This window comes from Rhodococcus sp. SMB37 (assembly GCF_004345605.1).
Taxonomy (GTDB): Bacteria; Actinomycetota; Actinomycetes; order Mycobacteriales; family Mycobacteriaceae; genus Rhodococcus.
This window is the reverse complement of the sequence record NZ_SLVY01000015.1, coordinates 1-24,928: the sequence shown is the minus strand read 5'-3', so window position 1 is coordinate 24,928 and position 24,928 is coordinate 1. Positions and strand designations below refer to the sequence as shown.

Genomic DNA, 24,928 nt, shown 5'->3' with positions numbered 1-24,928 from the left:
TGCCGTACGTTCCTTCACCGTGACAACCCCCTGGACCCTCGAACAGATCACCGCAGCAGCGCCGGATCAGGCGTCGATGTCGGCGGCACATCGGCTCTCGTCGGCGTGGTCCGACACCGGTTCTTCCGAGCGCTCGATCTGGGGACTGTGCCGGGGCAGCGGGTCGAAGCCCTACGCCACCACGGTGGATCTCACCGGCCCCGCATTCCGCTGCTCGTGCCCGAGCCGCAAGTTCCCGTGCAAGCACGCACTGAGCCTGCTGACGCTCTGGGTGGCGGGGAACATTCCGGCGGGCACCGAACCCGGATTCTCCGCCGAGTGGCTCGACAGCCGGGCCGAGAAGTCCGCCGCAGCGACCGACGACACGGCCATCGAGACCCGCCCCTCGGCGAAGACTCCCGACCCTGCGACGGCACAACGGCGCGCCGAACGTGTCGCCGCGGGGCTCGACGATCTCGAACGCTGGCTCACCGACCGGGTCCGCAGCGGGCTCGGGTCGACCTCCCACGACTACAGCACCTACGATGCGGTGGCATCACGCATGATCGACGCGCAGGCGCCCGGCGTCGCCTCGATGCTGCGCGCACTCCCAGGGGTAGCAGCCTCCGGAACAGACTGGCCCACAAAGCTTCTGTCCGACTACAGCCGCATCTACCTGCTTATCCGCGCGTACCGCGAGGTGACCTCGCTTCCCGAGTCGCTCGCCCGGTCCGTGCACACCCATCTCGGCTTCCCGACGAAGGCCGACGACGTCCGGCGCGAACCCGCCGTCCGCGATCACTGGCAGGTGCTCGCCACCCGCGTCACCGAAGACAACCGCGTGTACACCAGGAAGGTATGGCTGCGCGGACGTACCAGCGGGCGCTGGGCGATCCTGCTCGACTTCACCCACGGCACGCAGCGGTTCCCCGATGCAGCACCGACGGTCGGCACGGCGGTCGACTGCGACCTGCACTTCTATCCGGCCGCCGCACCCCTGCGCGCGCAGCTCGGAACCCAGCACGGCCCTCCGGCGCTGATCTCCTCGTCGCCGGGGACCGACCTCGACGGAGCACTGGCCGATTACGCCGATGTACTCGCCGCCGACCCGTGGACCCGGTCGTGGCCCATGCTTCTCGACGCGGTGACCCCCACCCGCGCCGACGACGGCTGGCATCTCGTCGACGAGCACGGTCGGGCACTGCCACTCGGAGGCGACGACAACGACCGGTGGCGACTGCTCGCGGTCGCGGGCGGTCGTCCATTGACAGTATGCGGCGACTGGGACGGCCGCAGCCTCATCCCCGCCGCGATGTTCACCGGCACCGACCTGTCCACCACCGCCGAAGGGTCATCCCTGTGAGCAATACCGGTATCGAAACACTCACCACTGCAGCCCTTCTCGGTACAGCGCGCGCGACACCGACGTTCGATTCCTTGCACACCGCCGACGCTGCCGAATCGGCGATCGGCACCGCCGAGCACCGACTACTCGCCGCGGCAGCACTCGAATCGGTCTTCCTCACGGGCGGAGCTCTCCCGACCCCACGCCCTCGACCCGCCGCTGCCCCCGACGATCCCCGACCCGAGCTCCCTCCCGCCGCGACGCAGAGACTACGCGGCCTCCTCACCGTCAGGTCCGACCTACTCGACGAATGGTTCAGTGCCGCAGCACGCTTCAAGGCTCCGGCCGAGCTCATCGTGGATCTGCTGGACAGGGCGTCGGCGGCGGGGAGCACCCACCGCTCGGCACTGATCGCACTTGCCGGCCCGCGTGGCCGATGGGTCGCGGCGCAGAATCCGGCGTGGGCGCCGCTGGTCGAACCCGACCTGAACGACGACGACACGTGGCTGCACGGCACACCGGCCCGACGACGCGCGTGGTTCCAGAACCTGCGTACAGCAGATCCCGCCGCCGCGTCCGCGCGGCTGGCAACGGTGTGGAAATCAGAGAATGCGGCGACACGCCTCACCCTGCTCGAAGCACTCTTCCCCGGACTCGGCGGCCACGACGAAGAACTGCTCGAACGTGCCCTGGACGATCGCAGCGGCAGAGTCCGCGAGGTCGCCATCCGGTTCCTGCGCCGACTCCCCGACTCCGCATTCGGCCGCCGTATGGCTCAGCGGGTGCACGACTGGACACGGGTGGACGGATCCACCCTGGTCATCTCGCTGCCCGACACGTTGGACGCCGACGCAGTGCGAGACGGCCTCGATGTGCGAGGTCCGAGCAGGCTGGGCACAGTCGATGTACACCGCACATGGTCGCTCGCGGCCTCCGCTCCGCTCGCTGCGTGGTGCGGGCCCGACCGATCTCCCGAGGACGTCCTCGCATTGCAGGTCGCCGACGAACTACGCGATGCCGTGCACACCGGTTGGGAAACCGCCACCGCCGACCACGTCGACGAGAAGTGGGCGAGCGCGATGCTCCGCCGCGACGGGAAGGTCGACGAACTCGTCGCCGGGGCACTCCCGCATTCCATCCTCATCGAGCACCTGCGGGGAGCGTCGGGTACCCAATTGCTCGACACGATCCTGCTCGACGCACTCCCTGCGCCGTGGCCGGTCGATGTTGCAGAGAAGGTACTCGCGGCGCTCTACACCGCCGCGGCACCGAAGTCGACCACATTCCGTTCGCTGACCACCCTGCTCGCGCACCGCGCACCGTACGAGGTGGGTGACCTGTTCGCCGACGCCGCCACCCGCACCGACGATCTCGACCGGCTGAACCGCTTCGCCACCGCCGCAGACATCCTGAGCCAACGCCGTACCCTTCACGAGGAGTTGAGTTGACCGACAACGTCATCGACGAGCAGACACTGCTGCGCCCCCACGCGGAACAGCAGTACGCAGACGAGCTCGCCGCGCTCGCCCTGCTCGACGACCGTCCGCGCCCACCGTCGTGGCGGCTGTCCCCGTGGGCGGTCGTGACCTATCTGCTCGGAGGCGAACTCTCCGACGGCACGGTGATCTCGCCGAAGTACGTCGGGCCGCGACGCCTCATGGAGGTCGCGGTGGCGACCCTCGCGACCGATCGCGCGTTGCTGCTGCTCGGTGTTCCCGGCACGGCGAAGACCTGGGTCTCGGAACATCTCGCGGCTGCGGTCTCCGGGTCGTCGACCCGGCTCGTGCAGGGCACCGCGGGCACCGCGGAAGAGGCGATCCGGTATGGCTGGAACTATGCGCGCTTGCTCGCCGAGGGACCCTCACCCGCAGCGCTCGTGCCGTCACCGATCATGACCGCGATGCGCGACGGCGCGATTGCGCGCGTCGAGGAGCTCACCCGCATCCCGGCAGATGTGCAGGACGCGCTGATCACCGTGCTGTCGGAGAAGACCTTGCCGGTACCCGAGCTGAACATGGAGGTACAGGCTGCGAAGGGATTCAATGTCATCGCGACCGCCAACGACCGCGACCGCGGAGTCAACGATCTGTCGTCCGCATTGCGCCGGCGCTTCAATACCGTCGTCCTGCCGTTGCCCGGTAGCGAAGAGGACGAGGTCGCGATCGTCGCACGGCGGGTGGAGCAACTCGGAACGGCGCTCGAGCTTCCCCGGGTACCGGCCGCCGCAGAGGAGATCCGCCGCGTCGTGACGGTCTTCCGGGAGCTGCGGTCGGGCGTGAGCACCGACGGACGGACCAAGCTCAAGTCTCCGTCGGGCACGCTGTCCACGGCCGAGGCGATCTCGGTGGTCACCAACGGCCTGGCACTGTCGGCGCACTTCGGCGACGGTGTGCTGCGCTCGTCCGATGTCGCGGCGGGGATCCTCGGTGCAGTCGTGAAGGACCCGACCGCCGACCGGCAGGTGTGGATCGAATACCTCGAGGCCGTGGTCCGTGAGCGCGAGGACTGGGCCGACTTCTACCGTGCCTGCCGGGAGGTCACCGGGTGACGGAGTCCGTTCGGGTACGGGTGTTCGGAATCCGACATCACGGCCCTGGTTCCGCCCGCGCAGTGTTGCGCGCCCTCGCCGAGTTCGAACCCGATACCGTTCTCATCGAGGGGCCGTCCGACGCCGACCCGCTCGTCGCATTGGCTGCCTCCGACGATCTGCAACCCCCGGTGGCGCTGCTGGCCTATGCCACCGGGGAGCCCGGGATCTCGGCGTTCTGGCCGTTCGCCGCGTTCTCTCCGGAATGGCAGGCGCTGCGCTGGGCAATCCTGCACGACGCCGATGTGCGGTTCTGCGACCTGCCCGCAGCGCAGCAACTGGCCGCCGACAGGGAACCCGCGCAGGATCGGCCGGATCCGCTCGTCGCGCTCGCCGCCGCCGGCGGGTACGACGACTTCGAACAGTGGTGGGACACGGTCGTCGAGTCCGGGACACCGGATGACGACCACGACCACCTGACCGATTTCGACGCCATCACGGAGGCTATGGCCGCGCTCCGCGAAGACACCGAGCTCGACGACCACACTGCGCGGCGCGAAGCGCACATGCGTCAGATGCTGCGTGCCACCATCAAGGCCGGCGCGCTGAAGATCGCGGTGGTGTGCGGTGCGATGCACGCTCCCGCGCTGACGGGCGAACTCGGCCCGGCCGCGCCGGATGCGCGGCTGCTCAAGGGCGTTCCCAAGGTCAAGACGTCGATGACGTGGGTTCCGTGGACTCATTCGCGGTTGGCGTCTGCCTCGGGTTACGGCGCGGGCATCACCTCCCCCGGCTGGTATCACCATCTGTTCGCCCAGCAGCAGGACACGATCACGCGGTGGCTCACCCGGGTCGCGCGGACACTGCGAGAACACGACCTTCCGGTATCGAGCGCTCACGTCATCGAAGCGACCCGGCTCGCCGACACCCTGGCCGCGTTGCGCAATCGACCGCTGGCCGGCCTCGCCGAGGTCACCGAGGCCACCCGTGCGGTGCTGTGCGACGGCGACGACGTGCTCCTCGAGTTCGTCACTCGCACACTCGTCGTCGGACAGGCCCTCGGCAGGGTCCCCGACGACACTCCCACGGTGCCGCTCGACGCCGATCTGCAGGCCACGTCGAAGACACTGCGGCTCAAGCGCTCTGCGCAGAACAAAGTCCTCGATCTCGACCTGCGTAAGCAGATCGATCTGGGGCGCTCACGGCTGCTGCATCGCCTGAGGGTGCTCGGGATCTCCTGGGGCGTACCGCGTACCAGCGATGTGCGGTCGACGGGAACGTTCCGGGAGACCTGGGCTCTGCAGTGGGAACCCGAGTTGTCGGTGTCGCTCGTGGAGGCGTCCCGCTGGGGCACCACCGTCGAATCCGCCGCCCATGCGCTCGTCCTCGACCGTGCAGACGATCGCGACGCCACCCTGGCGCACGTGGTGGATCTCCTCGAAGAGGCGCTGCTCGCCGATCTCCGCGACGCGATACCCGACCTGCTCCGGTCGATCGACACCGCCGCCGCGCTCGATCACGACGTCGCTCACCTGATGGCGGCGCTGCCCACATTGATCCGCACCCTGCGGTACGGCGATGTGCGCGGCACCGACCTGTCGTCGCTCGCGCACGTGGCCGACGCCCTCCTCGTGCGGATCTGTGCGGGCCTGCCCGCTGCGATGACCGGTCTCGACACCGAAGCGGCCGACACACTCCGCCGCGAGGTCGATGCCGTCCACGCAGCACTCGCACTGCGCGACGACACCGCGTCCACACAGAGATGGCTCGACACCCTCACCGTCATCGCCGATCGCGACGGGGTCGACGGCATCCTCACCGGCCGGACAGTGCGTCTACTCCGCGACATGGGGCGCATCGACGAACAGGAAACCGCGGTGCGCGTGTCCCGCGCGTTGTCGATCGGCAGCGAACCCGCTGCGAAGGCACGCTGGATCGACGGATTCGTCGGCGACGGCGCGCTGTTGCTCATCCACGATCGGGCACTGCTGACGCTGATCGACCGCTGGGTATCGGGGCTGCACGGGCAGGACTTCGTCGACGTCCTCCCGGTGCTGCGCCGAACATTCGGGGGCTTCGAGGCGACCGAACGGGCAACGCTCGGCGCCATCCTCCGTGGCGGTGCGACGGTCCGTACCGTCACCCACGTCGATGTCGAACGCGGCCGGCGTGCCACAGCCGCCACGGCGCTGATACTGGGAGTGCGAGCATGACGACGCCATCGAATGCCATCGAACAGTCCGACGCGGTGATACCGGAAGATGCAGCGCTGACGGAAGATGCTTGGACAACAGATCAGGAGCGAATGCGCCGCTGGCGCCTGCTCCTCGGCCAAGCCGCGCAGGAGTCGACCTGCGCCCTCGGGTCGTCGAGCGATGCCGCGATGGACGGCGCTCTCGCCGCGCTCTACGACCGTCCCGACTCCGCCGAAGGAAGTGGCCCGCGGAGTGCGGGTCTCGGTTCGTCGGCACCGCGTGTCGCGCGCTGGCTCGGCGATATCCGCACCTACTTCCCCACTTCTGTCGTGCAGGTGATGCAGCACGACGCGATGAATCGACTCGGCTTGACCCAGCTGCTCCTCGAACCCGAGATGCTCGATGCCGTCGAACCGGATGTCCATCTCGTGGGAACGCTGCTCAGCCTCAATCGGGTGATGCCCGAGACCACGAAGGCCACCGCGCGGATGGTGGTGGAGAAGGTCGTCCGCGCGGTCGAGGAGCGCATCGCCCAGCACACCCGTGCCGCGGTGACCGGAGCATTGAACCGCTCGGCACGTACATCGAATCCGAAGCTGCGCGACATCGACTGGAACCGAACGATCCGCGCGAACCTTGCTCACTACCTGCCGGAGCACAGGACGGTGGTGCCGCAGCGTCTCATCGGCTACGGACGACGGTCGCAGGCCGTGCAACGCGACGTGGTGCTGGCGATCGACCAGTCGGGGTCGATGGCGTCGAGTGTGGTGTACGCGTCGGTGTTCGGCGCGGTGCTTGCGTCGATGCGGGCGCTGCGGACATCATTGGTCGTGTTCGACACGGCCGTGGTGGATCTGACCGACAAGCTGGCCGATCCGGTCGATGTCCTGTTCGGGACCCAGCTCGGCGGCGGTACCGACATCAATCGGGCGATCGCGTACAGCCAGTCGCTCATCACGCGCCCCACCGAGTCCATGTTCGTTCTCATCTCCGACCTGTACGAGGGTGGTATCCGCGCGGAGATGCTCACGCGGATGGCCGCGATGAAGGACGCGGGTGTTCAAGTGGTGGTGCTGCTCGCGTTGTCCGACGAGGGTGCACCGTCGTTCGACCGTGACAACGCGGCGGCGCTGGCAGGCCTCGGTATCCCGGCGTTTGCCTGCACACCCGACAGGTTCCCGGAGTTGTTGGCGCTGTCGCTCGAACGCGGCGACATCGGCAGGTGGGCGCAGTCTCTCTGACCATCCCCAACGATGCCGATCGCAGAGTTAGGATGTCCTGACCTAGCTGACTCCGGCTTCGGTCGACGGAACGAGGACACCTGTGAACCTTCGAAGTGCGGCCTTCATCGCCGCCGCGGCTCTGGTCGTGGCCGGCTGTGGTTCCGGCAGCGACGAACCCTCCGGCGATACCGGAGCCACCGGGGACGGCGCGTTTCCCGCCACCGTCGACACCATGTTCGGTGAGGTCACCGTCGAGTCCGCACCCGAGCGGGTAGCCGCGCTCGGATGGGGCGACGCGGAGACCGCGCTCGCGCTCGGCGTGCGACCCGTGGCGGCGAGCGACTGGCTCGGGTTCGGTGGCGACGGCATCGGCCCCTGGGCCCAGGGGCTGTACACCGAGTCACCGGAAATCATCGGCACCATGGAACCGTCGTTCGAGCAGATCGCGGCGCTCGCGCCGGATCTGATTCTCGACACGGCAAGCTCGGGAGAGCAAGCACGATACGACACACTCTCCCAGATCGCCCCGACGGTCGGCCCACCGGAAGGTGCGACGGCGTACCTGACACCGCGCGACGACCAGATCACGATGGTCGCGACCGCACTCGGTGTCCCCGAGATGGGCGAGGACGTGGTGAGCAGCATCGACGCGCAGTTCGCACAGGCCGCGGCCGATCACCCGGAGTTCGCGGGCAAGACGGTGACGGTGGCGTCGTACACCGCGGACGGGTGGGGTGCCTACGTCTCCCGCGACGCCCGCGTGCAGTTCATGCAAGACCTCGGGTTCGTGAACAATCCGGAGGTCGAGGCCACCGCGACCGAGAACTTCTTCGTCCCGATCTCGGATGAGAATCTGGGCATGCTCGACGCCGATCTGCTGATCGTGATGCCGATCTACGTCGACTCCGCGGAGGTGACCGACAATCCGCTGTACCAGCAGATTCCCGCGGTGAGCGATGGACGAGCACTCGTGCTCGACAGCGGCTCCGACGTCGCCAATGCCATATCGCTGAACTCGGCGCTGTCGATCCCGTTCGCCCTCGAGGAACTCCTGCCGCAGATATCGGAACGCGTCACCGCCTGACGCGGGGGCGTCAGTACAGGAACTCGCGGTACGACTCCTGGCGGGCAGGTTCGAGTTGGGAGACGTCGAGGTGGTGCTGCTGCGCGACCATGTCGCGGATCGCTGGGACGGAGTCCTGATCAGGCCACGTCGACGGCTCCCACACCTTCGCGCGCAGCAACGCCCGTGCGCAGTGGAGGTAGGCTTCGTCGACCCGCACGATCACCGCGAGCTGGGCAGGTTTGCCGGACATCGCCAATTCGGCGAGAAGTTCCGGGTCGGTGGACAACGACGCCGTACCGTTGACGCGCACGACCTCTTCGTTGCCCGGCACGATGAACAGAATTCCGACATGGGGATTCTCGAGGATGTTCCGGTACGAGTCTGCGCGACGGTTCCCGGGGCGATCCGGCAGGATCAGAGTCTTCTCGTCGGGGAAGAGCACCGTGCTGACCAGGTCTCCGCGTGGTGAGCTGTCGCAGTTTCCGGCCGCATCGGATGTTGCGAGTACGAAGAACCGCGCCTGCGCAATGAATTCGCGCATCAACGGTGTCGTGAACGGCGTCGTCTTCTCTTTCATCGCCGGGAACGGTTCGCCGACCGCTGCCTCGAGTTGTTCGATCGTGTCGATCCTCTCGCGGACGAGATCGTCGATCCTGTTTGCCTCCACGGGCGCCACCTCCGCCCCGGACGATACCCAACGGTCCGGGGGGCAGGTCGCCCAGCACCGTCAGCGGCGGAAGAGTTTGTTACCCAACCACACAATCGGATCGTAGCGGCGACCCGCAACGCGTTCCTTCATCGGGATGATCGCGTTGTCGGTGATGTGGATGTTCTCCGGACACACCTCGGTGCAGCACTTGGTGATGTTGCACAGCCCGAGCCCGTCCTCGTCCTGTGCGGCATCCCGGCGGTCGGCCACATCGAGCGGATGCATCTCGAGTTCAGCGAGGCGGATGAAGAAGCGTGGGCCTGCGAACGCTTCCTTGTTCTCCTCGTGGTCACGCACGACATGGCACACGTTCTGGCACAGGAAACATTCGATGCATTTGCGGAATTCCTGGGACCGCTGCACATCGATCTGCTGCATTCGGTAGTCCCCCGGTGCCAGATCCGCCGGCGGGGTGAACGAAGGGATCTGCCTGGCTTTCGCGTAGTTGAACGACACGTCGGTCACGAGGTCGCGGATGATCGGGAAGGTCCGCATCGGGGTCACGGTCACCGTCTCGTCCGGATCGAACACCGACATGCGGGTCATGCAGGTGAGCCGGGGCCGACCGTTGACCTCGGCCGAACACGATCCGCACTTACCGGCCTTACAGTTCCACCGCACCGCAAGGTCCGGGGTCTGTGTGGCTTGGAGTCGGTGCAGGATGTCGAGCACGACCTCGCCCTCGTTCACCTCGACGGTGTAGTCCTGCAGGTCGCCGCCGTCGACATCCCCGCGCCAGATCCTGAACGCCGCTTGATAACCCATGTCAGCCCTTCCGTCCCGGATGGTCCGCGAGCTCCTCGTCGGTGTAGTACTTGCCGAGTTCGTCGATGTCGAACAGTGCGAGCAGGTCCGGGCGCATCGGCTCCTGCCGCTGTGCGGTCACCGATACGTCGGGAATCGCGGGGTCGCCGCCGTTCGTGCGGCACACCAGGAGAGTGCGACGCCACTGCGGGTCCATCGACGGATGGTCGTCGCGGGTGTGGCCACCGCGACTTTCGGTGCGCTGCAAGGCAGATTCGGCCACACATTCGCACACCAGAAGCATGTTGCGCAGGTCGACCGCGAGGTGCCAGCCGGGATTGAACTGCCGATGTCCCTCCACCGCGACGTGGCGAATCCGTGCGCGCAGCGTCTGCAGTTCGTCCAGTGCGCGCTCGATCTCGTCGGCGCGGCGGATGATGCCAACGAGGTCGTGCATCGACTGCTGCAACTCGGTGTGCAGGGTGTACGGATTCTCGACTGCGCCGGAATCATCGAGCACGTCGTCGGCCGCGCCGAAGGGAGACAATGCGACGCGCGACGCCGCCTCGACATCGGCGGCCCTGACTGCCGGCCGCGCATTCAGCCCCAGCACGTAATCGGCTGCGCCGAGGCCCGCGCGCCGGCCGAACACCAACAGGTCCGACAGCGAGTTGCCGCCGAGCCGGTTCGACCCGTGCATTCCTCCGGAACACTCCCCGGCGGCGAACAGACCCGGCACTGATGCGGCACCGGTATCGGGATCGACCTCGATCCCACCCATGACATAGTGGCAGGTGGGTCCGACCTCCATCGGCTCGGCGGTGATGTCGACGTCGGCGAGTTCTTTGAACTGGTGGTGCATCGATGGCAATCGCCGCATGATCTCGGTCGCGGGCATCCGGGATGCGATGTCGAGGAAGACCCCGCCGTGGGGTGTCCCCCGCCCTTCCTTGACCTCGGAGTTGATGGCGCGGGCCACCTCGTCGCGCGGCAGCAGGTCGGGTGTGCGGCGATTGTTCTCCTGATCGTCGTACCAGCGGTCGGCTTCTTCCTCCGTTTCGGCGTACTGGCCTTTGAACACCGGCGGGATGTACGAGAACATGAAGCGATCCCCGTCGGTGTTCTTCAGGACCCCGCCGTCTCCGCGCACGCCTTCGGTGACGAGAATCCCCTTCACGCTGGGTGGCCAGATCATGCCGGTGGGATGGAACTGGACGAACTCCATGTTGATCAGTGCCGCGCCCGCTCGAAGCGCGAGTGCGTGCCCGTCGCCCGTGTACTCCCACGAGTTGGACGTCACCTTCCAGGACTTGCCGATACCGCCGGTTGCCACGACGACAGCGGGAGCCTCGAACAACACGAACCGCCCGGACTCGCGCCAGTATCCGAAGGCTCCGGCGATGCGCCCCTCGGGATCCTTCAGCAGCTCGGTGATCGTACATTCGGCGTAGACCTTCACGCGGGCCTCGTAGTCGCCGTACTCGGCGTGATCCTCCTGCTGCAACGACACGATCTTCTGCTGCATGGTGCGAATCAGTTCGAGGCCGGTGCGATCGCCGACGTGCGCGAGGCGTGGGTAGGTGTGCCCACCGAAGTTACGCTGGCTGATGCGCCCGTCGGGCGTGCGGTCGAACAACGCACCGTAGGTTTCCAGTTCCCACACCCGGTCGGGAGCTTCTCGCGCGTGCAGTTCGGCCATTCGCCAGTTGTTGAGGAACTTGCCACCGCGCATCGTGTCCTGAAAGTGCACCTGCCACGAGTCGTGCGGGTTGGCGTTGCCCATCGCGGCCGCACATCCGCCCTCTGCCATGACGGTGTGGGCCTTGCCGAACAGCGACTTGCACACCACAGCGACGGAAAGCCCGCGTTGACGGGCTTCGATGACCGCGCGTAGTCCGGCTCCGCCGGCCCCGATCACCACCACGTCGACCCTGTGCCGTTCGACTTCCACCATCCGTACCCTCCCCTGCCTCATTACGTGTGTGTCCGACGAGTGGTCAGCCGACGAACCGCAGGTCCGAGATGGTTCCGCTGGCCACGAGCATGATGTAGAAGTCCGTGATCACCAGGGTGCCCAGCGTGATCCACGCGAACTGCATATGCCGGGTGTTGATCTTCGAGATGAACGTCCAGATCCTGTACCGCACAGGATGTTTCGAGAAGTGTTTGAGACGCCCTCCGGTGACGTGCCGACACGAGTGACACGACAGCGTGTACCCCCACAGGAGAATCACGTTGACCAGCAGGATCACGTTTCCGAGACCGAACCCGAACCCACTCGGACTCTGGAACGCGACGACCATGTCGTACGTGTTGATCAGCGAGATGACGAATCCCGCGTAGAAGAAGTACCGGTGGGCGTTCTGCAGGATCAGCGGAAGTCGTGTCTCGCCCGTGTAGCGGGCGTGCGGTTCGGCAACCGCACATGCGGCAGGTGCCAGCCAGAACGACCTGTAGTAAGCCTTGCGGTAGTAATAGCAGGTCAGCCGGAAACCGAGCAGAAACGGCAACGACAGGAACGCGAGGGGCATCCACATCGGGAGCTCTCCGACCCAGGTGCCGAAATGCCGGGCCCCCTCGACGCACGATTCACTCACACACGGCGAGTAGAACGGCGTCAGGTAGTGGTAGTCCTCGACGTAATAGGACGAACGGACGAACGAGCGGATGGTGGCGTAGACGAGAAAGGCGAGAAGACCGACGACCGTCAGCAGCGGTGTCTGCCACCATCGGTCGGTACGCAGCGTTCGGGCTGCGATCCGCGCGCGGGTCGCGGACCGCACACCGCTCGCCGCGGGGGCGCTCACCGATCTCCGTGGAGACCGCCGAGGCCCTCGTCGTCCATGTCCACTCCGCGGAACATCGAGTCGTCGTACGGCTCGTTGGGAACCGGGATTCGTTCACCCGAGTACACGTGAGTCTCGGCCGGCGGACGCTCGGCGAGGTCGTGGGCGTCGATATCGAGCCGTTCGAGATCGTTCGCCAACCGCTGCACGGCGACAGCGTCGCCGTAGCGTGAACGCAACGATCCGACGCATTGACGCAGATGACCGATGGTCCGTTGCAGTTCTTGCATTTCGGTGGACATCCGTACCTCCGAACCCAGCGGTCGGCACGTCGACGCCGGCCGACACGATGTGACACCATTCACAGTACGACAGATTCGCTGTCACCGAGCGTGGTTTCGCGCCACCGAGTGGAGGATCCGTGGCTCGACCCGACAACGCCCGCATCACCGAGGTCTTCGATTCCACGGCAGCGCAATACGACAGGCAGATCCGATTCTCGGAGCGGCGGCTACTCGGAAATCCACGCCGGTGGGCCATCGGGCACGCGTCGGGTCGCGTCCTCGAGATCGCAGTCGGTACCGGGCTGAATCTTCCGCTGTACGGACCCGACGTGACTGCGGTGACCGGGATCGACCTGTCCGCGGGCATGCTCGCGCACGCACAGCAGCGCATCGCCGATCACCGGCTCACGCACTGCGAGGTACGACGCGGGGACGTCCAGGCGTTGGATCTCGCGGCCGAATCCGTCGACACCGTCGTCTCGACCCTGTCCTATTGCACGATCCCCGATCCCGCAGCGGCCAGCGCCGAAGCCATGCGGGTCCTCGTACCGGGAGGACGATTCGTGCTCGTCGAGCACGGACCCTCCACCAATCCGGTCCTGACCTGGTTCATGCGCGCGATCGAGCCACTGACTCTGAGACTCATGGCCGATCATCTCGTGCGAAACCCTGTCCCCTACCTCGAGGACACGGGCTTCGTGATCGACAGCGTCGATCGAACCGGTCTGGGCGGCAATTGCTTCCGTGTTCTTGCGCACAAGCCGGAATGAACCGGACCGTGAGTCCGAGGTTCGAAGTCCGGCAACCATGTCCGCGCGCCGGTGTGGAACTCGTCCTGCGTGAGCGCGCCGCTGCCTGCCGGGATGCGGCCGAGCACCGGAATCCCCGCGACGTCGGGCAGGTCATCGAGATTGCAGCGTTCCGCAAGATCCGGTTCGTCCGGCCACGATCCCACGATCACACCGGCGCAGTCCACACCGGCCGCACGCAGTGCCGAGGCGGTGAGCGCGGTGTGATTGAGGGTGCCGAGGCCTGACGCCACCACGATCACCGTGGGTGCGTTCAGCGCGGCCGCGACGTCTGCGAGGGTGAATCCGTCGGCGCCGAGTCGCACGAGCACGCCCCCGGCTCCTTCGACGAGGGTGAGGTCGTGGGTCGCGTCGAGATCCCTGATGGCACGCACGACCCCGGCGAGTTCGAGGAGCGGGCGACCGCTTCGGCGCGCGGCGGTGTCGGGCGCGAGCGGGTCCGGGTAGCGGGCGAGCTCGAGGACATCGACGCACGACCCGGTGAGCCGCTCGATCTCGTGCAGATCTCCGGGGTGCCCGTCTGCCACACCTGTCTGCGCGGGTTTGCACACCGCCACGGTCTTGCCCGACGCCAGCGCGAGCGAGGCCAGCGCGGCGGTCGCCACGGTCTTCCCGACATCGGTCGAGGTACCCGTCACACACACCACGCTCACGAACGTGCTCCCACCAGGACATCGGTGAGCACCCGGTCGATCAGCTCGAGATCTTCGGCGGTGAGGTCGGCCCGTGCGGTCAATCTCAGCCGCGACGTTCCGTCAGGCACCGACGGCGGACGGAAGCAGCCGACGTGCAGGCCGCGCTCGCGGCATTCGCGGGCGGCTCCGACCGCGACGTGGGGGTCGCCGAGAATCACCGATACGACAGCCGATTCGGGGGTCGCCGCGGACGTCGTCGCGGCGAGGTGGCGCGCTCGGTCGAGAACCGCCCCCGCACGTTCGGGCTCCGCGCGAAGTACTTTCAGCGCACCCCGTGCGGCGCCGACGGCGGCGGGTGCGAGACCGGTGTCGAAGATGAAGGTGCGTGCGGTGTCGATGAGATGCTCCCGCACTCGGGCATCGGCGAGCACGATGCCGCCCTGTGAGGCCAGGGATTTCGACAGTGTTGCGGTGACGATCACGTCCGGCTCGCCGGCGAGGCCCACTTCGTGGACGAGTCCGCGCCCCCCTGCACCGCGAACCCCGACACCGTGAGCCTCGTCGACGAGCAGCATCGCACCGTGTTCGCGGCACACCTGGTGCAACGAGAGCAGCGGTGCGAGATCTCCCTCTGCGCTGAACACCGAGTCGGTGAGGACGAGGGCGCGGGATTCGGTGCGCGTGGCGAGAGCGGTGGCCACAGCGTCGACATCGTTGTGCGGAGCCACGTGGATGCGAGAACGCGACAGCCGGCACGCATCGACCAGCGAGGCGTGGCTGCCGGCGTCGGATACGACGAGAGCGTCGCGCCCCGCGAGCGCGGTGACCGCACCGAGGTTGGCGGCGTAGCCGCTGGAGAACACCAGGCCGGTGTCGGCGCCGACGAATTCGGCGAATTCACGTTCGAGCAGTTCGTGTTCGGCGGTGGTTCCGGTGACCAGTCTGGATCCGGTGGCGCCGCCACCCCAGCGACGCAGCGACGCAGTGGCGCCGGCGAGCACCTCAGGGTGACGGACCAGTCCGAGATAGTCGTTGGATGCGAGGTCGAGGATCGGCGTCGACGGGGTGCGCGGAATCAGGTCTCGGTGCAGGCCCGCGCGACGCCGGGTGTCGGCGGCGAGGTCGAGCCACGCGAGCGCAGCGGATGCAGTCATGGTCGGAACCATACTTGAACACCGTTCAAGCAGTCGAGAAGAGGTCGTTCGAGGCCTGGTGGGTCAGCGTCCGCTCCGGGCCGCCGCAACCATGCCCCCGCAGATCCGCGTGACATCGTCGGCTGTGCACACATACGGCGGCATCGCGTAAACGAGGTTGCGGAACGGCCGCAGCCACACCCCGGCACCGACCGCCGCATCGGTCGCAGCGCGCATGTTCACGGGCTCGGCGAGCTCCAGGACGCCGATTCCCCCGAGCACCCGGACGTCGACGACCCCGGGTATGTCCCGCGCCGGTGCGAGGCCGGCTTCGAGTCCCGAGGTGAGCGCCGCGACCTCGGCGCGCCAGTCACGTGAGAGCAACAGTTCGATGGATGCGACCGCCACGGCGCACGCGAGTGGGTTGCCCATGAAGGTCGGGCCGTGCATCACTCCGCCGCCTTCGCCCGCACTGATCGTCTCGGCGATTTCCGACGTGCACAGGACCGCGGCGAGGGTCAGATACCCACCGGTGAGCGCCTTACCGACGCACAGGATGTCCGGCGCCACACCCGCGTGGTCCGCAGCGAACAGCTCCCCGGTGCGGCCGAATCCGGTGGCGATCTCGTCGAAGATCAGCAGCAGTCCGTGTTCGTCGCACATGCGGCGCAGTTCGCGCAGGTAAGCGGGAGCGTGGAACCGCATCCCGCCGGCACCCTGCACGACCGGTTCGACGATCACTGCGGCGAGTTCGTCGGTGCGCTCGGTGAGGATTGCTTCGAATGCCTCCACGTAGTCCGAGTCGAACCCGGCCGGTGGCGCGGGGGCGAACACCTGCTGCGCGAGCACATCCGTCCACAGCGAATGCATCCCGCCGTCGGGGTCGCACACGCTCATCGGTGCGAACGTGTCGCCGTGGTAGCCGCCACGCCATGTGAGCAGGCGGTGCCGCTCCGGTTTCCCGACTGCCCGCTGATACTGCAACGCGATCTTGATTGCGACCTCGACCGACACAGAGCCCGAGTCCGCGAGGAACACCTTGTCGAGCCCCTCCGGCGTGATATCCACCAGCAGTTCGGCCAGACGCGCCGCGGGCGCATGTGTCAGCCCACCGAACATGACGTGGCTCATCTTGGACAGCTGCTCGGTGACGGCGCGGTCGAGCACCGGGTGTCGGTAGCCGTGCACCGCCGCCCACCAGGAGCTCATGCCGTCGACGAGCTCACGACCGTCGGCCAGCACGAGCCGCGTACCATGGGCATGGTCGACCACGAGCGGTTCGGTCGACGGAGGGAACGCACCGTACGGATGCCACAGGTGCGCTGCGTCGAGAGACGAGATACGGGCAGCAGAAGAGGTGGTGGATGACACGCACCCGACTGTAAGCGGTTGGTGATCACGGAGCGCCACCCCGTAGTCTGCCTGAGTTCATGTGAAGCTTCCTCACACGAACAGCTCGGCGGATGTCGGCCGCCGAGCCCGCACGCACCAGGGGTACTGCCAGCTTCATGTCCGTCCATACGTCGCCCTCAGCCGCGAGCACCACTGCAGTCCCGGCCTCTGCTCGTCCTGGCTATCGCTCCGATCTCGACGGAGTCCGCGGACTCGCCATCGCCTTGGTGGTGGTCTTCCACGTCTGGTTCGGACGCGTGTCCGGCGGCGTCGACGTGTTTCTCGCGCTGTCCGGCTTCTTCTTCGTCGGCTCCTTGCTCCGGGTCGCGGAATCAGGGGCGCCCCTCGACCCGTGGCCGGTGCTGAAGCGGGTCGGACGCCGACTCCTCGCACCACTCGTTCTCGTCCTCGCGGGCACAACGATCGCCGCACTCGTCCTGCTTCCGTTCCCTCAATGGGATCGGGTCGCAGAACAGACACGCGCGTCGCTGCTGTTCGTGCAGAACTGGGAGCTCGCGCGCACCGCGGCCGACTACCTCGCCGCCGATCCCATGGTCAGCCCCCTGCAGCACCTGTGGTCGATCGCAGTACAAGGACAGTTCTATCTCGCGGCACTGATCGTGGTGTTCGCCTCGGCATGGTTGCTGCGCCGGGCGCAGATCCCCGTCCGCGTGCCACTGACCGTACTTCTCTCGTTGATCACCGTCGCGTCGCTGGCGTATGCATCGTTCTCCACCACGCCGCAATCGTGGCTGTACTACGACAGCGCGGCGCGAGTGTGGGAACTGACGCTCGGCGCGGTCCTGGTGTGCATCTCGCCGTGGCTGCGGGCACCGAAACTCGTTCGGTCCGGGCTGGGAATCGTGAGCCTGGCGATCCTCTTCGCGTGCGGGTTCGCTCTCAACGGCAATGCCCTCTTTCCGGGACCGTGGGCGTTGGTCCCGGTGGGGGCGGCAATGGCATTGGTTGTTGCAGGAGCCACCCCCGGCGTCACCGGACCCGACACCCCCACGGCGAGATTCCTGTCGTCAGCGCCACTCATCCGGCTGGGAAGCATCGCGTATGCGCTGTACCTGTGGCACTGGCCCGTGCTGATCGGTTACCTGATGTTGCGGGATCGACCGTCGGTGGGATTCGCCGGCGGGGTCGTCGTGATCGGTATCTCCCTCGTCCTCGCCGAGGCCACCACCCGGTTCATCGAGACCCCGATTCGGCGGTCGGTCCCGGGACTGTGGCGCACCACCCTCGTCGCGGGGCTCGCGCTGACCGGTGTGGCGCTCATCGCGAGTACGACAGGGTGGATCGCCCACGTCGATCGCACGGTGAGTCACTTCTCCCACTCGGCCAGGCCTGACCCGGATCTCTACCCGGGCGCAGCAGCGATCGGACTGCCCGAGGTCGAGCGCCAGCCCGTGTACCCACCCCTGATCGTGGCCGCCGACGACCTTCCGCCCGCAACCATCGACGGCTGCATCGCCCAGCACACCAACCGTGAAGCCTTGACCTGCGTCTACGGCGACCCGATGTCGACGCGCCGCATGGTGCTCGCCGGAGGTTCACATTCCGAGCATTGGCTCGCCGCTCTCGACGCGCTCGGCCGCGAGCACGGCTTCCGCCTCGACACCTATCTCAAGGTCGGGTGCCCGTTGTCCGACCCCAACGCTGAACTGACCGACGACTCGCCGACGATCGAGTGCGACTCCTGGTCCGTGAAGGTGCTTGCCGAACTCGCGGCGTATCCGCCCGACGTGCTGTTCACCACCTCGACCAGGACGAAGGACCCGGGTGAAGGACCGGGCGATTTCACGCCGTTCTGGTACATCGAGCTGTGGGAGACGCTCGCCGACTACGGCATCCCGGTGGTTGCGATCCGCGACAATCCGTGGCTCATCGACAACGAAGTCCAGTACAACGCCTCGGACTGTCTGGCTTCGGGCGGCACCGCGGAGTCGTGCGGCGTCGATCGCGCTGCCGCGCTCGATCCGGTCGACCCGGCCCTGGCGTCTGCCGCGCACCTTCCGTCGGTGACGCTGCTGGATATGACCGATTCGTTGTGCCGACAGGACGTGTGTCGAGTCATCGAGGGCAATGTGCTGGTCTACCGTGACGACGACCACCTCACGACGACGTACGTCCGGACGTTGACCCCCGACCTGGGCCGTCAACTCGGTCCCGCGACCGGATGGTGGTGAGCGAACTCGCTCCGGCGAGAGAGCCGCATCCTCTGCCGTTACGCTGAGGATCCATGGAGCCCAGCGACAGCAACACGACCCGGGACGCGGTGGAGCCCATTCCTGTGTGGCCCGGCCACCCCTACCCGCTGGGAGCCACCTACGACGGCGCCGGCACCAACTTCTCCCTCTTCTCTGAGGTAGCCGAGAAGGTGGAACTGTGTCTGATCGACCGTGACGGATACGAGACACGGGTCACGCTCGACGAGGTCGACGGATACGTGTGGCACGCGTACCTCCCGACAGTCTCACCGGGCCAGCGCTACGGATACCGCGTGTACGGCCCGTTCGACCCCGCCGAGGGACATCGATGCGACCCGAGCAAGCTGCTTCTCGACCCCTACGGCAAGGCATTCGACGGCGGTTTCGACGGCGACCCGTCGCTGTACTCGTACGCGTTGCCCGATCCTGACAGCGAAGGCCGAGACCCTGTTCCTGACTCCGAACCGGCGCCCGAGTTCGTCGAAGCGGCGGACTCCTCCACTGGAACCGACGATGACGCACCGACGGACGAACCCGAGGACCGGGGGAACGAGGACAAGGGGAACGAACAGGAGTCGGCCGACGAACTTCCCCGTCTCGATTCACTCGGGCACACGATGACCACCGTCGTGATCAACCCGTTCTTCGACTGGGCATCCGACCGGCACCCGCGGCGCCCCTACCATCAGACGGTCATCTACGAAGCCCACGTCAAAGGCATGACCGCCACCCACCCCGATGTGCCCGACTACCTGCGAGGAACATACGCCGGCCTCGCGCACCCGGCCGTCATCGAGCACCTGCTCCTGCTCGGCGTCACCGCGATCGAACTGATGCCGGTGCACCAGTTCATGAACGACCAGACGCTGCAAGATCGCGGGCTCAGCAATTATTGGGGGTACAACACCTTCGGGTTCTTTGCTCCGCACACCGCGTACTCGTCGGCGTCGAAACCGAGCGGGGTGGTCGCCGAGTTCAAGGCGATGGTGCGCACGTTCCACGAAGCAGGGATCGAGGTCATTCTCGACGTCGTCTACAACCACACCGCCGAAGGCAACCACCTCGGCCCGACCATCTCGTTCCGCGGCATCGACAATGCCGCCTACTACCGGCTTGTCGAAGACGACAAGGCCCATTACATGGACTACACGGGCACCGGCAACAGTCTCAACGCGCGGAACCCCCACACTCTCCAGCTGATCATGGACTCCCTTCGATACTGGGTCACCGAAATGCACGTCGACGGATTCCGGTTCGATCTCGCATCGACCCTCGCCCGCGAGTTGCACGACGTCGACCGGTTGTCCGCCTTCTTCGACCTGGTCCAGCAGGATCCGGTGGTGTCGCAGGTCAAGCTCATCGCCGAGCCGTGGGACGTCGGCGAAGGGGGCTATCAGGTGGGCAACTTCCCCGGGTTGTGGACCGAGTGGAACGGCAAGTACCGCGACACGGTCCGCGACTACTGGCGCGGTGAGCCGGCCACACTCGGAGAGTTCGCGTCGCGCCTCACCGGTTCTTCCGACCTCTACGAGGACACCGGACGACGGCCGAGCGCGTCGATCAACTTCGTCACGGCACACGACGGATTCACACTCGCAGATCTCGTGTCATACAACGAGAAACACAACGAGGCGAACGGCGAGGAGAACCGTGACGGCGAGTCGCACAACCGCTCGTGGAACTGCGGTGTGGAAGGGCCGACGGACGATCCCGACATCCGCGAGCTCCGCGGGCGCCAGCGACGCAACATCCTCGCGACATTGATGTTGTCGCAGGGCACCCCGATGATCGCGCACGGCGACGAGATCGGCCGCACCCAGAACGGCAACAACAACGTGTACTGCCAGGACAACGAATTGTCCTGGATGGACTGGACACTCGCCGAGACGAATGCCGACCTGCTGGAGTTCACCCGCAACGTCATCGCGCTGCGCACGGAACATCCGGTCTTCCGGCGTCGCCGGTTCTTCGAAGGCCGCCCGATCCGCAGCGGCGACCAATCCCGCGACATCGCGTGGCTCACCCCGGGTGGCGACGAGATGACACCGGAGGACTGGGACAGCGGATTCGGACGATCCCTGTCCGTTCTCCTCAACGGCGAAGGCATACCGGAACCCGACCAACGGGGTCAGCGGGTCGTCGACGACTCGTTCCTCCTGTGTTTCAACGCCCATGACGAAGCGATCGACTTCGTCACCCCGGACGGTCCACACGCTCTGGAATGGACACTCACCCTCGACACCGATATCGCGGACGGTCGATGCGCCCCGAACACGGTCTCGGCCGGGGAGTCGGTGACCGTGCAGGCCCGTTCGGTGCTGGTCTTGAGGAAGACGGTATGAACGCCATCGGTGTGAATACCGGTCCGGTGAGCAGTGGCGCGGTGGTCCCCGTCCCGGTGACAGCGACCTACCGTCTGCAGATGCGCCCCGACGCGTTCACCTTCGCCGATGCGGTGGATCTGGTCGACTACCTCGACGCACTCGGCGTCTCACACTTGTACCTGTCGCCGGTGCTCACCGCGGTGGACGGGTCCAGTCACGGATACGACGTGGTGGACCCGAGCACGGTCTCGGCCGGGCTCGGCGGACGTTCCGGGCTCGAAGGATTGGCGGAGGCCGCACGCGCACGCGGGATGGGGTTGGTCATCGACATCGTCCCCAACCATGTCGGGGTCGCCGATCCACGTCAGAACGCGTGGTGGTGGGACGCCCTCCGCCGCGGCCGCGAGTCCGAGTACGCGGACTTCTTCGACTTCTATACCGCGGCCGACAACGGGGCGGACGGAAAGATCGCGCTTCCCGTATTGGCTTCGGGTGACGACGCGGGCGAGTTCACCGTCGACCGATCCGGCCCGGAACCGATGATCGCCTACTACGACAAACGGTTTCCCATCGCACCGGGCACCGATACCGGCACTGCTGCCGAGATCCATGATCGGCAGACGTATCGGTTGGTGCCGTGGGATTCGGGCCTGATCGGGTACCGGAGGTTCTTCACTGTCAGCGACCTTGCGGCCGTCCGGGTGGAGGATCCCCACGTGTTCGATGCGGCGCATGCCCAGGTCGCGTCGTGGATCACGGACGATCTGGTCGACGGTATTCGAGTCGATCACCCGGACGGTCTTGCCGATCCCTCGGACTATCTCGGGCGACTGCGCGATCTGATCGGCTCCGACCGATGGCTCGTGGTGGAGAAGGTCCTCGCCGACGGCGAACCCCTCGACGCGACACTCCCGGTGGATGGCACCACCGGCTATGACGCCCTCAACGAACTCTCCGCGGTGTTCCTCGATCCGCGCGGCGAGGACGAACTGAACGCGCTCTCGCGCACATTCACCGGCGCCGACGGCGCCGCGGAATGGCTGCACGAACAGGAACATCTGCTTGGACGGCAGGTGCTCGAGACGGGACTCGCGGCGGAGATTCGGCGTCTCGTACGCAGGATCCGGCACTCGACCGGCGAGACCATGGTCACCGATCCTGCACTCACCGACGCCGCAGTGCGCGACGCAGTGGTCGCGGTCGTCACACAGGTACCGGTATACCGAGCCGACTACGCACCGCTGAGCACGATGCTGCCGCGCATCGTCGGTCGGGTGGGACGCAGCGACCCAGCATTGGTGCCCGCCCTCGAGGTGTTGGTACAGGCGCTGGCCACGGACCCCGAGACCGTGGCGCGGTTCGGGCAGGTGTGCGGTGCCGCGACCGCGAAGACCGTGGAGGACTGCCTGTTCTATCGCGCGGCCCGCCTGATCTCCCTGCAGGAGGTCGGCGGAAACCCCGGACGCTTCGGTCTCGGTCCGAGTGAATTCCACCTCGCGTGGGCGCAGCGTGCACGCTCGTGGCCGCGGACGATGACCACGTTGTCCACGCACGACACCAAGCGCAGCGAAGATGTCCGTGCGCGAATCGGAGTGCTGTCGCAGGTGCCACGACTGTGGGCCGACTGCGTGACGGAATGGGAGACGGCGGCGCCGAGCCCCGATCCGGCGATCGGGGCGTTCCTCTGGCAGACACTGTTCGGAGTCTGGCCCGTCGACGGCGTCGTCACCGACGCACTGCGAATTCGTCTGCAGGACTACGCCAGGAAGGCGGTGCGGGAAAACGGCACCCGTACGTCGTGGACCGACGTGGACGTCGAGTTCGAGGGTTCTGTCCTGGCCTGGCTCGACTCCGTGTGCGACGGCCCGTGCGGTGCAGGGATGTCCGAGTTCGTCACCGGCCTCGAACCACATTTTTCATCGGATGCGCTGGGCCAGAAGCTTCTCCAGCTTCTCGGCCCGGGGATCCCGGACGTCTATCAGGGCACCGAACTGTGGGACGATTCGCTGGTCGATCCAGACAACCGTCGGACCGTCGATTACTCGGTTCGGCGACGCCTGCTGCACACGGACGAGGTGCCGCCGAAATTTGCGGTCGTCCGGGCCGCGCTGCGACTGCGTCGTGAGCGGCCGGCCAGTTTCGTCGGTGGCGCCTACGTGCCTCTGCGTGCCTCCGGTACTGCGGCACACCATGTGCTCGCCTACGGCCGTGGTCCGCGGGTCGACGAGGTCGATGTGGTGGCAGTGGCCTCGCGACACACGGTCTCGCTCGGTGTGGACGGATGGGCCGATTCGGTGCTCGCGCTGCCTCCGGGTGACTGGATCGACCGGCTGACGGGGCGGGAGGTCTCGGGGCAAGTGCGGCTCGACAGTTTGTTCACCGAGTTCCCGGTAGCTGCGCTGGGCAGGCTCCGACCGCCTGCTCCGCTCGCTTAGAGGTCCGCCAGATCGCGAGCGTCCTCCTCTTCCCTGCGACGACGCTCGCGACGTTGGTACCACACGACGCCTCCCGTCGCGGCGCCTCCCCCGACGAGCCCGCCGACGATCAATCCCGCCCACGTGGCGACATCCTGATCGATGGGGGTGGACAGTTGCGCGTAGATTCCGGCGATCCCGGCGAGGTAGACGACACCGGCCAGGATGGTCCGTGGGCGCCACGTCTTCGCGGTCGAGTACAGATCGACGTGTGCGGCGCGTGCATACGTAATTGTCACCATCGAGATGACGAACCACACGGCGAGAACGCCGATCGAGATCTGCGCACCGATACGTCCGGCGATCCAAGGCAGAAGGGCTGCGCCGACGAGGGCGGACCATTGGGCGAGTTGGAATCCCACCGCGGAGGCCTCGTTCCACACGTCGCGCTGACGTTCGTCGTGGTAGAACTCGTCGTCCAGATCGCCGATGAAGCGAGCAGCTTTCATGAACACGGCCATTACCGGCCCTCCTCGGTCAGGGGGAACAATTCTTCGACGGTGGAGCCGAGGCTCCGCGCGAGCCGCAATGCGAGGTAGACGCTGGGCGCATAGTCGCCCTTCTCCGTCGACACGATGCTCTGCCGACTGACGCCTACTTGCGCGCCGAGCTCGGCCTGAGTGAGCCTCGCCCGCTTGCGAAACTCGCGGACCCGGTTGTCCCTCAACGTGCTCGTCACACCACAAAGACAAGCACCCTTGACATATAATGTCAAGAACACTTGTCTTTTCAGCGTCATCAACCCCCCGTCCGGCAGCGCCGACGAGCCATCCGATCTTGCGGGGACAACTCGATGAGATTAGTCTTCTCCAAAAGAAGAAAGGCGATTCTCGTCACATACCGAACGGTGCGACCTATCGATCCACTCGTCCCTCGAGTCGGGTCCGTCGGAAACTGTGGCGCGACTCCGGTACCACCGAATTCTCAGCCCGCCCGAATGCCGTCTGCCCGCGCTACTGCGGCGTCTCGTCCCGCACGCGCACGAGAGGATTCCGATGAATATCGATGACATGGTGATGGTCAGCATCGACGACCACGTGGTCGAACCCCGCGACATCTTCGAAAAACACTTCCCGAAAAACCTCATGAA

Annotated in this window: 20 protein-coding genes; 10 read left to right on the top strand and 10 right to left on the bottom strand. The window is 66.6% G+C overall.

Going from position 1 to position 24,928, the window contains the following annotated elements; genetic code table 11:
• The first annotated feature begins 19 nt into the window (after positions 1-19).
• From EV641_RS21585 to EV641_RS21560, 6 genes are all read left to right on the top strand, one after another.
• Positions 20-1,342 carry an SWIM zinc finger family protein gene (locus EV641_RS21585; RefSeq protein WP_132474430.1) on the top strand — a complete coding sequence of 441 codons (1,323 nt, stop codon included), beginning with the start codon at positions 20-22 and terminating at the stop codon, positions 1,340-1,342.
• Positions 1,339-2,772, top strand: coding sequence for a DUF5691 domain-containing protein (locus EV641_RS21580; RefSeq protein ID WP_132474428.1), 1,434 nt, complete (start codon positions 1,339-1,341; stop codon positions 2,770-2,772). The genes EV641_RS21585 and EV641_RS21580 overlap by 4 nt, the downstream gene beginning before the upstream one ends.
• Complete coding sequence (locus tag EV641_RS21575; protein ID WP_132474426.1) at positions 2,769-3,872, top strand: AAA family ATPase; 1,104 nt, start codon at positions 2,769-2,771, stop codon at positions 3,870-3,872. The genes EV641_RS21580 and EV641_RS21575 overlap by 4 nt, the downstream gene beginning before the upstream one ends.
• Positions 3,851-6,064 (top strand): DUF5682 family protein, encoded by a 2,214-nt coding sequence (locus EV641_RS21570; protein ID WP_132474424.1) that lies wholly within the window; start codon positions 3,851-3,853, stop codon positions 6,062-6,064. The genes EV641_RS21575 and EV641_RS21570 overlap by 22 nt, the downstream gene beginning before the upstream one ends.
• 92 nt (positions 6,065-6,156) lie before the next feature.
• Entirely contained in the window at positions 6,157-7,287 is a 1,131-nt protein-coding gene (locus EV641_RS21565; protein ID WP_054720470.1) for a VWA domain-containing protein, read from the top strand.
• An 82-nt stretch (positions 7,288-7,369) separates the two neighbouring features.
• Entirely contained in the window at positions 7,370-8,353 is a 984-nt protein-coding gene (locus EV641_RS21560) for an iron-siderophore ABC transporter substrate-binding protein (RefSeq protein WP_132474420.1), read from the top strand.
• 10 nt (positions 8,354-8,363) lie between these two features.
• Here the strand turns inward: EV641_RS21560 and EV641_RS21555 are convergent, their stop codons facing one another.
• Genes EV641_RS21555 through EV641_RS21535 form a run of 5 tightly spaced genes read right to left on the bottom strand, consistent with a single transcriptional unit; the run spans position 8,364 to position 12,876 of the window.
• Positions 8,364-9,002 carry an MSMEG_1061 family FMN-dependent PPOX-type flavoprotein gene (locus EV641_RS21555; protein WP_054717444.1) on the bottom strand — a complete coding sequence of 213 codons (639 nt, stop codon included), beginning with the start codon at positions 9,000-9,002 and terminating at the stop codon, positions 8,364-8,366.
• A 60-nt stretch (positions 9,003-9,062) separates the two neighbouring features.
• Complete coding sequence (locus EV641_RS21550; protein WP_054717446.1) at positions 9,063-9,809, bottom strand: succinate dehydrogenase/fumarate reductase iron-sulfur subunit; 747 nt, start codon at positions 9,807-9,809, stop codon at positions 9,063-9,065.
• Position 9,810: 1 nt separating this feature from the next.
• A complete protein-coding gene (locus EV641_RS21545) occupies positions 9,811-11,742 on the bottom strand; it encodes a fumarate reductase/succinate dehydrogenase flavoprotein subunit (RefSeq protein ID WP_132474418.1) in 1,932 nt (643 codons plus the stop codon).
• A gap of 43 nt (positions 11,743-11,785) precedes the next feature.
• Positions 11,786-12,595 carry a hypothetical protein gene (locus EV641_RS21540; protein WP_132474416.1) on the bottom strand — a complete coding sequence of 270 codons (810 nt, stop codon included), beginning with the start codon at positions 12,593-12,595 and terminating at the stop codon, positions 11,786-11,788.
• The gene (locus tag EV641_RS21535) at positions 12,592-12,876 is read right to left on the bottom strand and encodes a hypothetical protein (RefSeq protein WP_054717452.1); all 285 of its coding nucleotides are present in this window, start codon (positions 12,874-12,876) and stop codon (positions 12,592-12,594) included. The genes EV641_RS21540 and EV641_RS21535 overlap by 4 nt, the downstream gene beginning before the upstream one ends.
• Before the next feature lie 119 nt (positions 12,877-12,995).
• On the opposite strand from EV641_RS21535, the gene EV641_RS21530 reads away from it, so the two are divergent.
• Positions 12,996-13,628, top strand: a complete 633-nt coding sequence (locus EV641_RS21530) for a class I SAM-dependent methyltransferase (protein ID WP_054717456.1) — start codon at positions 12,996-12,998, stop codon at positions 13,626-13,628.
• Here EV641_RS21530 and bioD read toward each other — a convergent pair.
• The 3 genes from bioD to EV641_RS21515 all read right to left on the bottom strand — a co-directional run bounded on the left by bioD (position 13,535) and on the right by EV641_RS21515 (position 16,806).
• Positions 13,535-14,320 carry a dethiobiotin synthase gene (bioD, locus tag EV641_RS21525; RefSeq protein ID WP_132474414.1) on the bottom strand — a complete coding sequence of 262 codons (786 nt, stop codon included), beginning with the start codon at positions 14,318-14,320 and terminating at the stop codon, positions 13,535-13,537. The genes EV641_RS21530 and bioD overlap by 94 nt on opposite strands.
• Positions 14,317-15,456: an 8-amino-7-oxononanoate synthase gene (locus EV641_RS21520; protein ID WP_132474412.1), complete on the bottom strand. Its 1,140-nt coding sequence runs from the start codon at positions 15,454-15,456 to the stop codon at positions 14,317-14,319. The genes bioD and EV641_RS21520 overlap by 4 nt, the downstream gene beginning before the upstream one ends.
• 63 nt (positions 15,457-15,519) lie before the next feature.
• Positions 15,520-16,806 (bottom strand): adenosylmethionine--8-amino-7-oxononanoate transaminase, encoded by a 1,287-nt coding sequence (locus EV641_RS21515; protein ID WP_132474410.1) that lies wholly within the window; start codon positions 16,804-16,806, stop codon positions 15,520-15,522.
• A gap of 137 nt (positions 16,807-16,943) precedes the next feature.
• Here EV641_RS21515 and EV641_RS21510 point away from each other — a divergent pair, with 137 nt between their 5' ends.
• From EV641_RS21510 to treY, 3 genes are read left to right on the top strand one after another with little or no spacing between them, the layout of a single operon-like run.
• Entirely contained in the window at positions 16,944-19,019 is a 2,076-nt protein-coding gene (locus EV641_RS21510) for an acyltransferase family protein (protein WP_132474408.1), read from the top strand.
• Positions 19,020-19,072: 53 nt separating this feature from the next.
• Positions 19,073-21,382 carry a glycogen debranching protein GlgX gene (gene glgX, locus EV641_RS21505; RefSeq protein ID WP_054715831.1) on the top strand — a complete coding sequence of 770 codons (2,310 nt, stop codon included), beginning with the start codon at positions 19,073-19,075 and terminating at the stop codon, positions 21,380-21,382.
• Positions 21,379-23,799, top strand: a complete 2,421-nt coding sequence (gene treY / locus EV641_RS21500) for a malto-oligosyltrehalose synthase (RefSeq protein WP_132474406.1) — start codon at positions 21,379-21,381, stop codon at positions 23,797-23,799. The genes glgX and treY overlap by 4 nt, the downstream gene beginning before the upstream one ends.
• On the opposite strand, the gene EV641_RS21495 is transcribed toward treY, so the two are convergent.
• Both EV641_RS21495 and EV641_RS21490 read right to left on the bottom strand, forming a co-directional pair.
• The gene (locus tag EV641_RS21495) at positions 23,796-24,299 is read right to left on the bottom strand and encodes a DUF2029 domain-containing protein (protein WP_132474404.1); all 504 of its coding nucleotides are present in this window, start codon (positions 24,297-24,299) and stop codon (positions 23,796-23,798) included. The genes treY and EV641_RS21495 overlap by 4 nt on opposite strands.
• Positions 24,299-24,517 carry a helix-turn-helix transcriptional regulator gene (locus EV641_RS21490; RefSeq protein WP_054715833.1) on the bottom strand — a complete coding sequence of 73 codons (219 nt, stop codon included), beginning with the start codon at positions 24,515-24,517 and terminating at the stop codon, positions 24,299-24,301. Before EV641_RS21490 ends, EV641_RS21495 begins: the two co-directional genes overlap by 1 nt.
• Between the last annotated feature and the right edge of the window lie 411 nt (positions 24,518-24,928).

Coding starts and splice junctions, on each gene's coding strand:
- treY (WP_132474406.1), top strand. CDS start 21,379: ATGAACGCCATCGGTGTGAATACCGGTCCGGTGAGCAGTGGCGCGGTG.
- EV641_RS21510 (WP_132474408.1), top strand. CDS start 16,944: ATGTCCGTCCATACGTCGCCCTCAGCCGCGAGCACCACTGCAGTCCCG.
- EV641_RS21520 (WP_132474412.1), bottom strand. CDS start 15,456: ATGACTGCATCCGCTGCGCTCGCGTGGCTCGACCTCGCCGCCGACACC.
- EV641_RS21550 (WP_054717446.1), bottom strand. CDS start 9,809: ATGGGTTATCAAGCGGCGTTCAGGATCTGGCGCGGGGATGTCGACGGC.
- EV641_RS21495 (WP_132474404.1), bottom strand. CDS start 24,299: ATGGCCGTGTTCATGAAAGCTGCTCGCTTCATCGGCGATCTGGACGAC.
- EV641_RS21535 (WP_054717452.1), bottom strand. CDS start 12,876: ATGTCCACCGAAATGCAAGAACTGCAACGGACCATCGGTCATCTGCGT.
- EV641_RS21545 (WP_132474418.1), bottom strand. CDS start 11,742: ATGGTGGAAGTCGAACGGCACAGGGTCGACGTGGTGGTGATCGGGGCC.
- EV641_RS21565 (WP_054720470.1), top strand. CDS start 6,157: ATGCGCCGCTGGCGCCTGCTCCTCGGCCAAGCCGCGCAGGAGTCGACC.
- glgX (WP_054715831.1), top strand. CDS start 19,073: ATGGAGCCCAGCGACAGCAACACGACCCGGGACGCGGTGGAGCCCATT.